11 protein-coding genes are annotated in these 12,483 nt (G+C 70.1%); 8 read left to right on the top strand and 3 right to left on the bottom strand.

Annotated features, from left to right (window positions below; translation table 11 throughout):
* The first annotated feature begins 1 nt into the window (after window position 1).
* Entirely contained in the window at window positions 2–790 is a 789-nt protein-coding gene (locus Q4V64_RS51355; protein ID WP_124445150.1) for an acyl-CoA dehydrogenase family protein, read from the top strand.
* 33 nt (window positions 791–823) lie between these two features.
* A complete protein-coding gene (locus tag Q4V64_RS51350) occupies window positions 824–1,621 on the top strand; it encodes an acyl-CoA thioesterase domain-containing protein (protein WP_124445149.1) in 798 nt (265 codons plus the stop codon).
* Between the two features lie 76 nt (window positions 1,622–1,697).
* On the opposite strand, the gene Q4V64_RS51345 is transcribed toward Q4V64_RS51350, so the two are convergent.
* Entirely contained in the window at window positions 1,698–2,315 is a 618-nt protein-coding gene (locus Q4V64_RS51345) for a TetR/AcrR family transcriptional regulator (RefSeq protein WP_124445148.1), read from the bottom strand.
* A 262-nt stretch (window positions 2,316–2,577) separates the two neighbouring features.
* Here Q4V64_RS51345 and uidA point away from each other — a divergent pair, with 262 nt between their 5' ends.
* From uidA to Q4V64_RS51315, 6 genes are all read left to right on the top strand, one after another.
* A complete protein-coding gene (gene uidA, locus Q4V64_RS51340; RefSeq protein WP_124445147.1) occupies window positions 2,578–4,365 on the top strand; it encodes a beta-glucuronidase in 1,788 nt (595 codons plus the stop codon).
* A 72-nt stretch (window positions 4,366–4,437) separates the two neighbouring features.
* Complete coding sequence (locus tag Q4V64_RS51335; protein ID WP_124445146.1) at window positions 4,438–6,006, top strand: ABC transporter substrate-binding protein; 1,569 nt, start codon at window positions 4,438–4,440, stop codon at window positions 6,004–6,006.
* A complete protein-coding gene (locus Q4V64_RS51330; RefSeq protein ID WP_124445145.1) occupies window positions 6,003–6,944 on the top strand; it encodes an ABC transporter permease in 942 nt (313 codons plus the stop codon). The genes Q4V64_RS51335 and Q4V64_RS51330 overlap by 4 nt, the downstream gene beginning before the upstream one ends.
* A complete protein-coding gene (locus tag Q4V64_RS51325; RefSeq protein WP_124445144.1) occupies window positions 6,941–8,716 on the top strand; it encodes a dipeptide/oligopeptide/nickel ABC transporter permease/ATP-binding protein in 1,776 nt (591 codons plus the stop codon). The genes Q4V64_RS51330 and Q4V64_RS51325 overlap by 4 nt, the downstream gene beginning before the upstream one ends.
* On the top strand, window positions 8,713–9,558 hold the full coding sequence (locus Q4V64_RS51320) for an ATP-binding cassette domain-containing protein (protein ID WP_124445143.1): 846 nt from the start codon (window positions 8,713–8,715) through the stop codon (window positions 9,556–9,558). The genes Q4V64_RS51325 and Q4V64_RS51320 overlap by 4 nt, the downstream gene beginning before the upstream one ends.
* A complete protein-coding gene (locus tag Q4V64_RS51315) occupies window positions 9,555–9,803 on the top strand; it encodes a hypothetical protein (RefSeq protein WP_124445142.1) in 249 nt (82 codons plus the stop codon). Before Q4V64_RS51320 ends, Q4V64_RS51315 begins: the two co-directional genes overlap by 4 nt.
* 63 nt (window positions 9,804–9,866) lie before the next feature.
* On the opposite strand, the gene Q4V64_RS51310 is transcribed toward Q4V64_RS51315, so the two are convergent.
* Together Q4V64_RS51310 and Q4V64_RS51305 are read right to left on the bottom strand one after the other, a co-directional pair.
* Window positions 9,867–11,012 (bottom strand): thiolase family protein, encoded by a 1,146-nt coding sequence (locus Q4V64_RS51310; protein WP_124445141.1) that lies wholly within the window; start codon window positions 11,010–11,012, stop codon window positions 9,867–9,869.
* On the bottom strand, window positions 11,005–12,459 hold the full coding sequence (locus Q4V64_RS51305) for an AMP-binding protein (protein ID WP_124445140.1): 1,455 nt from the start codon (window positions 12,457–12,459) through the stop codon (window positions 11,005–11,007). Before Q4V64_RS51305 ends, Q4V64_RS51310 begins: the two co-directional genes overlap by 8 nt.
* Window positions 12,460–12,483: the final 24 nt, after the last annotated feature.

Raw genomic sequence — 12,483 nt, 5'->3', positions numbered from 1 at the left:
CGTGGATGCCGAGGAACGCGAACTGCTCGAGGAGACCCTGCGCAAGACGATGACCGCCACGCCCTCCGGCGGCGGACTCGACGCGGCACTGACCGAACTCGGATGGCCCGACATGCTGGCCGAGGAGCCGTCCGCCGCAATCCGCGCCGTCTTCCGCCTGCTCGGCGAGACGGGCGCGCACGCACCCCTGGTCAACGACGTGCTGCTGTACGAGATGGGCCGCCCGCTCGGCGGCGCGCTCCCCATGCCGTATGCCGGCGGGCAGTGGGTGGAGTGGAGCCGCGAGACGAGCGTCACCGGCACCGCCGTCGACCCCGGACTTCCGCTCCTGAGCGTTGCCGAGGGCGCCCCGGTCCCGCTGACGCTCGGCCGGCAGGCGCTGGCCTGGTGGCTGCTGGGCACGGGCCACGCCATGCTGGCGCTCGCCCGCCGGCACGTCCTGGACCGGCACCAGTTCGGCCGCCCGCTCGCCTCCTTCCAGGCCCTCCGCCACCGCCTCGCCGAGACCCTGGTCGCCCTGGAGGGCGCCGAGGCGACGCTGGTGCACGCCGACGGCGACCTCAGCTCGCTGCTCGCCAAGGCCGCCGCGGGCCGGGCCGCGCTCACCGCCGCCCGCCACTGCCAGCAGGCGCTCGGCGGTCTCGGCTTCACCGCCGAGCACCCGCTGCACCGGCACGTCAAACGCACGCTCGTCCTCGACGGCCTGCTCGGCAATACCCGCGAACTCACCCGCGAGGCGGGCCGGGTGCTGGCGGCCCGGGGCGCGGTGCCCCGCCTCGTACACCTGTGATCCCCGTCCCGCCGGACATCCGGAGCCGACAACATGACAGACCGCTGGACCGACCTCCTGGACTGCCTGGTCCTCAAGCCCGTCGGGGATCAGGCGTACGAGGGACGCTCGCAGCAGCTTCCGTACCACCGGCTCTACGGCGGGCAGTTACTGGCGCAGTTCGTGCAGGCGGCCTGCCTCACCGCCCCCGGCAAGGCGGTCAAGTCACTGCACACGGTCTTCGTACGCGAGGGGAGCGGCGAAGAGCCGGTCAGGTATACCACCGACTGCCCCCACCAAGGCCGCAGTTTCGCGACCGTCCGCCTGGAGGCGGCGCAAGGGCACCGCACGGTGGCGGTCGCGACGGCGAGCATGCACACGTGGGAGGACGGTCCGGACCGCCAGACCGCCGCTCCCCTGCCGGACCTTCCCGGGCCCGAGCACGCCCTGTCGCTCGACCTTCTGCCCTTCCAGGCGCGTTCGCACGCCGACCTCGACGCGCCCGCCGTGGGCCCGCCGACGCTGGATCTGTGGCTGCGCACCCCGCCCGTCGCACCGGAGCTGGGGCCGGCGCTTCTCGCGTACGCCACGGACCTGACCCTCATCGGCACGGCGCTGCGCCCGGTGGACGGCCTGTCCCAGCGGGACGCGGGGGGCGCCTTCGCCTCCGCGGTCACCTCGCACACCGTGTGGTTCCACCGTCCGCTGCGCACGGACGACTGGCTGCTGCTGCGCCAGCGAAGCCCACTCGCCGCCCACGGCCGCGCGTACGGTCTGGGCGACGTGCTGAGCCGGCAGGGAGCGCTGGCGGCCGCGTTCGCCCAGGAAGCACTGCTGCGCTTCCGGGACTGAGTGGTCCCCGTACCTACAGCACGACCCATCACTGCGGCGCGAGAAGGCAGCCCTGCGTTCGCATCGGTGGCAGGCTTCAGCGTCCGAGCGCGGGAACCACGGATGCGAGGAAGTCGCGTACCGTGCCCTCGATGTCGACCGATTCCCGGTCGTACAGCCACTGCGCCTGCAAGCCGTTGATCAGTGAGATCGTGATGGTCGCGAGCTGTGCCGGGGGAAAGGTGGCGTTGAGGTCGCCGCGCTCGGCGAGTGCGGTGAACGCCTGCGTGTAGTACCGGCGGATGTCCTGGTAACGCTTGACGTAGTAGCCGTGCGCGGGGTGATCCGGGGAGGTCGCTTCGCCGGAGAGCACGGAGTGCAGTCCGATCATTCCAGGGCTCTGCTGGTTCTCGCGGAGGACCGCCAGCTGACCCCGGAGCGCGTCCAGCGGATCCGTTTCCGGTGTACGGGCGTTCAGTTCCGTCAGCAGCTGTGAGCTGTGCTCGGCGCGGAGTTCGAGGAGGGCGATGAGCAGGTCTTCCTTCGTGGGGAAGTGATGGCGAAGGCCGGTGTGGCTGATCCCGGCGCGCTGGGCGATGTCCTTGGTGTTCGAGCCGTGGAATCCGGCGCCGCCGAACGCGTCGACACACGCCTGAAGGATCTTGCGTCTTACCTCGGCGGTCTTGGCGTAGGGGCCCCGTCCCGTAGTCGCCATGCAAACTCCCGTCTAAACTAGCAACACGTTGCTGTTTTGGTGGTACGGTCACGCTACCACCCGCAGTCGTGGTTCCGGCCGTCGTTGCCGGAAGCAGGCCTACGTGCACATCGCGGCTGCGCACGCGACGGGCGAACCGCGGCCGGATCCGGGCCCGGTCGGCTGCGTACCGCCCCCGGCACAAGCTTTCCGCTGCGTACCGCCCCCGGCACAAGCTTTCCAGCGCCATCTCCCTCCCGAGCCGCCTCCGACAGGAGAGAACATGCTGAAGCCCAAGGCCACCAGCACGCGTGAAGTCGTGTCGCTCGACGGACTGTGGCGGTTCGCCATCGACACGGCGGTCGGCGCCGAGCCGTGGCGGGGACCGCTGGACACACCCTTGGAAGCCCCCGTACCGGCGAGCTACAACGACCTGTTCACCGACCCGGCGATCCGCGACCACGTCGGTTGGGTCTGGTATCAGCGCACGGTCCGGGTGCCGCGTGGCTGGGCCGGGGAGCGGATCTTCGTCCGGGTCGACGCGGCCACGCACACCGGTCGGGTATACGTCGATGATGTGCTGGTCACCGAGCACGTCGGTGGCTACACGCCCTTCGACGCCGACATCACCGACGCGGTGAGCGCCGGGGACGAGTTCCGGCTGACCATCGCGGTCGGCAACGAACTCACCAACACCACCATTCCGCCCGGCCGCATCACCGTCGCCGAGGACGGGCGCCGGCAGCAGAAGTACCTGCACGACTTCTACAACTACGCCGGACTCGCCCGCTCGGTCTCACTGCACTGCGCCCCCGCCGTGCGAGTCGGGGATGTCACGGTCGTCACGGATATCGAGGGGACAACCGGGCTCGTCGATTACTCCGTCGTCACCACGGAGCCTGCCGATGTACGGGTGCGTCTGCTCGACGCCGGCGGGACCGAAGTGGCCACCAGCCCCGGCGCCCGGGGAATGCTGCGGGTCCCGGGAGCCAAGCTCTGGCAGCCCGGCAAGGCGTATCTGTACGAGCTGGTCACCGAAGTCCTCGACGGGGACACCGTGATCGACAGCTACCCGCTGGCCGTGGGCATCCGCACCGTCGAGATCCGCGGCACCCAACTGCTGATCAACGGCGAGCCCTTCTACCTCACCGGCTTCGGCAAGCACGAGGACACGGCCGTTCGCGGCAAGGGCCACGACAACGCCTACCTCGTCCACGACTTCGAGCTCATGCGGTGGACCGGCGCCAACTCCTTCCGCACCACGCACTATCCGTACGCCGAAGAGGTCCTCGACCTCGCCGACCGGCAGGGCTTCGTCGTCATCGACGAGTCGGCGGCCGTCGGGCTCAACCTCTTCATCGAGGGCGGTATCGCCAACCCCGACAAGCGCCCCACCTTCTCGCCCGAGACCATGAGCGTAGAGACCCGACAGGCCCACGCGCGCGAACTGCGGGAGCTGATCGCCCGCGACAAGAACCACCCCAGCGTCGTCATGTGGTGCGTCTCCAACGAGCCGGCGTCCAACGAGGACGGCTCACGCGAGTACTTCGAGCCGCTGGTCGAGCTGGTCCGCGAGCTCGATCCGACCCGCCCGGTGACCTACGCCAGTTTCATGTTCGCCAGCCCCGCCAACGACCGGATCGCCGACCTCTTCGACGTCCTGTGCCTCAACCGCTACCACGGCTGGTACCTGGCCAACGGCGACCTCACCACCGCCGAGGCCGCCCTCGAGGCCGAGATCGCGGACTGGGTGAAGACGCACGGCAAACCGATCGTGATGAGCGAGTACGGCGCCGACACCATCAGCGGCCTGCACTCGGTCTGGGACATCCCGTGGACCGAGGAATACCAGAAGTCCCTCCTGGAGATCCACCACCGCGTCTTCGACCGCTTTGACGCGGTGGTCGGCGAACAGGTCTGGAACTTCGCCGACTTCCGCACCTCCAACGGCATCCACCGGGTCGACGGCAACAAGAAGGGCGTCTTCACCCGGCAGCGCCAGCCGAAGGCCGCGGCCCACACCCTCCGGGCCCGATGGCGGCGGAACGGGTCGCGCAAACCTACCGCGTGAGAGTCGACAGCCCTCGTGCACAGCACTCCTGAACACCCCATCGGAACGTCCCCGAACAAGGAAGTTCGTGAGATGCCACTTCGACTGCACAGGCCACGCCCGCACACTCCCGCCCTCGCCGCGGCGACCGCGCTGATCACCCTGTCGTCCGCCACCGCCTGCGGCTTCACCGGCGAGTCCGACAGCGCAACGCAGGGCGGCGAGGCGCTCAAGCTCGCCGTCCAGACCGCGCCGAACTCCCTCGACCCCGCTCAACTCACCATGAGCGAGAACGCGTTCGTGTGGACATCGCTGTACGACACGCTCCTGTACACCGACAACAAGGGGAAGATCGGGCCCAACGCGGCCGAGAGCTGGAAGTACAGCGACGACCGCCGCACCCTCACCTTGAAGCTGCGCTCCGGCATGACCTTCAGCAGTGGCGCCGAGGTCGACGCCGCCGCGGTGAAGGCGACCGTGGAGCACACCATGAAGACGGCGGGACCGGCTCGGGCGCTGTTCAAACGCGTGGACGAGGTGGCGACGCCGGACAAGCGCACGGTGGTGTTCACGCTCGACGCGCCCGACGCCGTACTGCTCCACGCCCTGGCCACCGAGGGCGGTGTGATCGCGGACCCTGAGACGGTGGACGACAAGCGCACCGCGCGCAACCCCGTCAGCTCGGGGCCGTACGTACTGGATACGAAGAAGAGCGAGGCCGGAACGGTCTTCGTGCTGAAGCGGCGTGACGACTACTGGAACGCGAAGGCCTTCCCGTTCCGCACCATCGACATCCGGCTCATGCGGGATCCGGGGGCGTACACGAACGCGCTGCAGTCGGGGCAGCTCAACGCCGGCAGCGTACGGGTGGAGGACCACAAACGCGTGGAGGCGGCCGGCTTCAAGAAGACGAATGTCGAGGCCAACTCGCTCGCGATGCTCGTCCTGGGCGACCGCCGAGGCGAGGTGGAGCCCGCCTTCGGTGATGTACGAGTCCGCCGGGCGATCGCGATGGCCTTCGACCGCGAGAAGATCAACAAACAGCTGGTGAAGGGGGCAGGCCGGCCGATGCAGCAGCAGTTCAGCCCGAACGGCCCCGCCCACGCCCCCGAGCTCGACGGTTCCTTCGACTACGACCCCGAGAAGGCCAGGAAACTCCTCGCCGACGCCGGATACCCCAACGGGTTCTCCGTGCGGATGCCGGAGATCGTCTACGCCAAGCCGTTCGTGTCGACGATCACGCAGTCGCTCGCGGACATCGGCATCAAGGTCAGCTGGGACGCCATACCGCCCCAGCGGACGTATTCGGCGTACTCGTCGAAGAAATACCCGATGTACTTCACCGTCGAGTCCGCCAACGCCTTCCCGCGTGAACTCAACTGGCACATCTCGACCAACACCTCGCACAACCCCTGGGGGACCAGGGACCCTGAACTCGACGAACTGATGCGCGAGTTCCACCGCGAGACCGACCCGGGCAAGAGCGCCGAGCTCGCACAGGAGATCAATGCCTTCCTGACCCGCGAGGTCTGGGACGTACCCCTGCTCAGCCTCGACCGCCAGTGGTTCACCAAAGACGGCATCACCATGCTCAACCGCGGCGAGAACCACATCCCGACCATCCGCTGGTTCGGCACCACGGACCAGGAGGCAGGCCGGTGATCCTCTACGTACTGCGCAGGCTCGGGGCCGGCCTGGTGCTCGCACTGCTCATCTCGGTGATCACCTTCTGGCTGCTCAGCTTCAGCTTCGACGACGTCGCCGCGAGCCTGCTGGGCGCCGGGGCCACGGCTGCCGAAGTCGAGGCCCGTATGGAGTCCCTGGGCATGGACCGCCCGGTCCTCGTGCAGTACGCCGACTGGCTCACGCACGCGGTGCGCGGCGATCTGGGGACGTCCTACTTCACCAGCGAACCGGTCCGGGCGGCGGTCATGGACCGCCTCGGTGTCACCCTGTCCGTCGTGGTCACGGCGCTGCTGATCACGGCCGTGGTCAGCGTGGCGCTCGGCGTCACCGCGGCCACCCGGGGCGGCGGGGCCGACAAGCTCGCCCAGGGCATTTCTCTCGTGGGGTACCTGGTGCCGTCGCTGCTGCTCGCCATCGCCCTGGTTTATGCGTTCGCGATCAAGCTGAGCTGGCTGCCGGCCACGGGATACACCCCGTTCACCGAGAACCCCGTGAAGTGGGCGACGAGCATCGTCATTCCGGTGGCGGCGCTCATGATCGCGGGCATCGCCACCCTCACCGCCCAGGTGCGCGGCGCGATGATCGACGAACTGCGCAAGGACTATGTACGTACGCTGCGCACCCGCGGACTCTCGCCTCGGCGGATCGTTCTGCGTCATGTGCTGCGCAACGCCGCGGGCCCCGCGCTCACCGTGCTCTCGCTGGAGTTCCTCACCATGCTCGGCGGCTCGCTCGTCATCGAGAACGTCTTCGCGCTGCCCGGCTTCGGGAGCTTCGCCTTCAACGCGTCCCAGCAGGGCGACATCCCGGTGATCATGGGCGTGATGCTGCTGGCGGTCCTCATGGTCATCGTCGTCAATCTGGCCGTGGACCTCCTCAACGGCTGGCTCAACCCGAAAGTGAGGGTGCGATGAGCGAGAACAGCGAGAAGGAGGCCACGGAGCCGGTTGCGCACCGCGCCTCCGCCCAGGACCGCGTCTCCACACTGCGCCGGCTCTGCCGTAACCCGCAGGCGGCCGTCACCGCGGCGGTCCTGTCCGTCATCGTGGTCGCGGGCCTGCTCGCGACGGTCATCAGCTCCCACGGCCCGAACGCCGCCTCCCTCGACGCGATCAACGCGTCCCCCGGCACCCCCGGCTATCCGCTCGGCGCGGACAAGGACGGCCGCGACGTCCTCGCCCTGCTCCTGCACTCCATCAACACCAGTGCGGTGACCGCGCTCATCGCCACCAGCATCGCGCTCGCCGTCGGCGTGCCCGCGGGCCTCATCGGCGGCTACTTCGGCAGCCGGGTACACGCCACGACCGAGTGGCTGTTCAACCTCATCATGACCTTCCCCGGGCTCCTGCTGCTGATCGTCCTGATGCCGGTCACCAAGGGCGATTTCCGGGCCACCATGGCCCTGTTCGGTGTCCTGCTCTCGCCGAGCATCTTCCGCATCGTGCGCAACCATGTGCTCGGGGTGAAGAACGAGCTCTTCGTGGACGCCGCCCGGGTCTCCGGGCTGCCCGACCACCGCATCCTGGCCCGGCATGTGCTGTTCGCCGTGCGCGGCCCGGTCATCATCGCCGCTGCCTTCCTCACCGGGACAGCGATCGGCGTCCAGGCAGGGCTCGCCTTCCTGGGTGTCGGCAACAGCGAGGTGCCCAGCTTCGGCACCATGATCGCTTCCGGCTTCACCAACCTGTACGTCGCGCCGACCCAGTTCGCCTTCCCCAGCCTGCTGCTCGGCGTGATCACCGCCTCGCTGGTGCTGTTCGGCAACGCCCTGCGCGACACCCTGGAGGGCAGCCCCCGGCGGCCGCAGCCGATCGTCTCCCCCACGCCGCCCACCGCGCCGGGCGCGGGGGCAGGCGGCGAGGGCCTGTTGACCGTGGCGGACCTCACCATCGCCTACGACTCCCCGGCCGGCGAGCCCACCGAGGTGGTGTGCGGCACAGACTTCACGCTCCAGGCCGGGGAGACGCTCGGCCTCGTCGGCGAGTCGGGTTCCGGCAAGACACAGACCGCCTTCGCGCTGCTCGGCGTGCTGCCCCCCGAAGCGCGGGTCGCACGCGGCTCGGTACGCCTCGACGGCCGGGAACTCCTTGGCCTGGGCGAACGCGAGATGCGCGCCGTCCGCGGGCACTCCATCGCGTACGTGCCCCAGGAACCGATGTCCAACCTGGACCCGTCCCTCACCGTCGGTGCGCAGCTCGCCGTCTCCGTACGCGCGGTGCAGCCGATGAGTCGCGGCGAGGCGCGTCGGCGCGTGCTCGCGCTGCTCGGTCAGGTCGGTATCCCCGACCCGGAGCGCGTCGCAGGCTGCTACCCACACCAGATATCCGGCGGCATGGCTCAGCGCGTGCTCATCGCCGGAGCCGTCGCGGGGCGGCCGCAGATCCTCATCGCCGACGAGCCGACCACCGCGCTGGACGTGACCGTCCAGGCAGAGATCCTGGACCTCCTCCACGACCTGCGCAAACGCCTGAATCTTGCCGTCGTCCTGGTCACCCACGACTTCGGCATGGTCGCCGACTTCTGCGACCGGGTCGCGGTCATGCGCGGCGGCGAGATCGTCGAGACGGGCAGCACGGCCGAGATCTTCGCCGCACCCCGGCACGACTACACCCGCATGCTGCTCGACGCGATCCTCGACGCCGACACCGTACGTACCGATGCGCCGGCCGGAGGGAGGACCGCATGACGAGCCCTCTGCTCGACATCAGCGGCTTGCGGGTCACGTTCCCCGGCCGCGGTCTGCGGCGCCGGCCTCACCAGGTGCTCCACGGCGTGTCCCTGAGCGTGGCCGCGGGTGAGACGCTGGGGCTCGTCGGCGAGTCCGGGTCCGGCAAGACCACCATCGGTCGTGCCGTCCTCGGTCTCGTGCGCCCGAGCGGCGGGCGCATCACGTTCGACGGCGACGACATCACCCACGTCACCGGCGCCCGGCGCCGTGCGCTCGCGCGGGACATCCAGGTGGTGTTCCAGGACCCGTACAGCTCGCTCAACCCGTCGCTCACCATCGGCGACATCCTCGGCGAACCCCTCGTCGTCCAGGGCGCCACCCGGACCGACGCCGACGCCCGCATCGCCGCTCTCCTCGACCAGGTCGGTCTGCCCGCGAACAGCGTCTCCCGGCTGCCCCGCGAGTTCAGCGGCGGCCAGCGCCAGCGGGTGGCGATCGCCCGGGCTCTCGCGCCGCGCCCGAAACTCATCGTGTGCGACGAACCCGTCTCCGCCCTCGACCTGTCGACGCAGCGCCGGGTCCTGGATCTGCTCGTCGACATCCAGCAAAACACCGACGTCGCCTATCTGTTCATCTCGCACGACCTCAGTGTGATCCGGCACGTCAGCCACCGGGTCGCCGTGCTGCACGACGGCGACATCGTCGAGTCCGGCCCGGCCGTCACGGTCACCGCGACTCCCGATCACCCCTACACCCGCCGCCTGCTGCTCGCCGCTCCGGTCGCCGATCCGGTGGTACAGCAGCGCCGGAGAGAAGAGCGCCGGCGGCTGGCCGAGCAGGCAGACCGGATCGCCACATGACCCACGGGCAGGACATCAAGAGGGTCCTCGCCACCGTTCCCTACGGTGACGCCGAACTCGGCCGGCTGCGCGCGGCGTTCGCACCCACCGAGGTCATCTCGGTGTCCCCGCGGGACAACGAGGGCATCGCCGAGGCGCTGGAACAGGTCGACGTAGCCGTCATCCTGGGTGACTTGGACCACCGCCGCTGCCCGAACTGTCGCTCCTCGAGACCGTGGTCATCGAGGTACGGCAAGCCACGGTAACGATGGACTCCGCCATGATCAACGATCTCGTCGCGCGGCACCGGGCACGAGCCCGGCGACGCCTCAGTTCACCTCCACCACCGTCGCCGCCCCCATCCCGCCGCCGGCGCACATCGCCGCCACGCCCACGCCGCCACCGCGGCGGCGTAGTTCGTGGACCAAGGTCACCAGCATCCGCGCGCCGCTGGCGGCCACCGGGTGGCCGAGGGAGCAGCCGCTGCCGCTGACGTTCACCTTCTCCTCGTTCAGGCCCAGTTCCTTGATCGCCGCCAGCGGTACGGACGCGAACGCCTCGTTGATCTCGAACAGGGCCACGTCCGCCACCGAAAGCCCGGCCCGCGCCAGCGCCTTGGGGATGGCGGTGACCGGCGCCAGGCCCATAAGCGCCGGGTCCACGCCGACCGACGCCCAGGAGCGCACCGTGGCCAGGGCCTCAAGCCCGAGCCGGTCACTCGCGACGACCAGCGTCGCCGCCGCGTCGTTGACGCCGGAGGCGTTGCCTGCGGTGATGCTGAAACCCTCGATCTCCGGGTGCAGCGGCCGCAGCGCTGCCAGCTTCTCCAGGCTGGTGCCGCGGCGCGGATGCTCGTCGGCTGCGAACGTCCCGTGCGGGGTGTCGATCGGCACCGTCTCTTCCTTGAACCGGCCCTCGTCCAGCGCCTGGATCGCCTTCTGGTGCGAGCGCAGCGCCCAGGCATCCAGCTCCGCCCGGCTGAGCCCGGCCTTGACGGCGGTGTTCCAGCCGACGCTGATCGACATGTCGAGGTTCGGCGCGTCCGGCCGGTCCGGGTGCGTGGGCGGCGTCCACGGCTCGCACCACTCGCCGTCGACGCGGTAGGCGCTCTTCGGGGCGGTGGAGAAGGACTGCACGCCGCCTGCGATCACCAGCCGTTCCATGCCGGCCATGATGCTCGCCGCCGCGGTCTGGACGGCCGAAAGGCCGGCGGCGCAGTGCCGGTTGACCGCGAGGCCCGGCACTTCGGCCAGGCCGAGGCGGACGGCCGTGTGCCGGGCGATGACGCCACCGCCGTAGTGGCCCTCGGCGAGGATCAGGTCGTCGATGTCCTGCGGGTCCAGGCCCTCGACTGCGCCGCGTACGACGTGTTCTGCCAGTTCGTACGCGGTGGTGTCGCGCAGGGTGCCCTTCATCGACGTGCCGATGGGCGTACGCAGCGCGGCGGTGATGACGGCTTTCGGCGCTTCAGGCATGGGTCGGATCCCCTTCTGAGGCAGCGTGGTCGGCGAGTTCGGTGACGAGGGTGCGGCGCAGCAGCTTGCCCGTGGTGGTGCGCGGCAGTTCGGCACGCAGCACCACCGTGTCGGGGGTCTTCGACGAGCGCAGCCGCTCCCTGGCGTACGCCCGGATCTCGTCCGGGTCCGCGGTGCCGACCAGGACGGCGACGATCCGCTGCCCCCACTCCGCGTCGGGGACGCCGACGACTGCGGCCTCTTCGACGTCCGGGTGGCGCATGAGGACGTCCTCGATCTCGGCAGGAGCGATGTTCTCGCCGCCGCGGATGATGGTGTCGTCCGCGCGCCCCTCGATGAAGAGGTAGCCGTCCGCGTCCATGCGGCCCTGGTCCCGGGTGGCGAACCAGCCGTCGTCCGCCGCGCGCTCGGCTCCGCCGTACTCGCCGGAGATCTGCTCGCCGCGTACGAAGACCAGTCCGCTGGAGCCCGCAGGCACGGCGGCCCCCGAATCGTCACGGATCTCCACCTCCACGCCGGGCAGCGGCTGCCCGACCGAGCCGAGGCGGGCCCGCACGGCGTCATTCGTCGAGCCCATCGCCTCCCGGTGGTCGTCCGGGCCGAGAACAGCGATGGAGGACGACGTCTCGGTGAGCCCGTAGGCACCCGCGAACCCCGTGTCGGGGAACTGGCGCAAGGCTCGCTCGATGACATGGCGCGGCGTGCGGGCGCCGCCGTAGGCCAGGCTGCGCAGCGCGGGGGCATCGGCCGGGCCCGCGCCGACCGCTTCGGTGATACGGGCCAGCATCGTCGGCACCACCATGGCGTGGGTGATCCGCTCCTGGCGTACGGTCCGAAGCCAGCGGCCGGCGTCGAAAGCGGGCTCGTACACGACGCGCCGCCCCGAGTAGAGATTGCTGAGCAGGTTCATCAACCCCGCGATGTGGTACGGCGGGAGCGCGACAAGCGCCGCGTCGGCAGGATCCGCCGCGCCGAACTCCTGCGTGGCGAGGACGTACGCCATCAGGTGGCGGTGGCGCAGCAGCGCGGCCTTCGGGGCGGCGGTGGTGCCGCTGGTGTAGAGGGTGACCGCCACTGCGTCCCGGCTGTCCGGCGATGTGAGGGCCGGTGCGTCGCCCGGCGGCGCCTGAAGCAGCGCGTCGAGGTCGTCCGGGCGCAGCACCTCGGCGCCGGGGTGGCGGGTCGCCAGCGCGGCCAGCTGGTCCTCGCCGAGCCGGTAGTTCAGCGGAACGAACGGGACGCCGGCCAGTGCCGCGCCGAACAGGGCTACGGGATAGGCGAGATGGTTCGCGCCCGTATACAGGACCGCGGGGCGGTCGCGGAAGCGGTCGGCGGCGTGCCGGGACAGGCGCAGCAGCTCCGCCGCGTCGAGCCTGCGGCCCGCGCACGCGACGGACGGAGGCTGCGCGGAAGCGGCCGCCATTTCAAGAATCACGGCTATATTCATGAGAACGCAATTCTCTCTCGGGTA

The organism is Streptomyces sp. NL15-2K (genome assembly GCF_030551255.1).
GTDB lineage: Bacteria > Actinomycetota > Actinomycetes > Streptomycetales > Streptomycetaceae > Streptomyces.
Note: the sequence above shows the minus strand (reverse complement) of the source record. Positions and strands in the feature narration are given on the sequence as shown.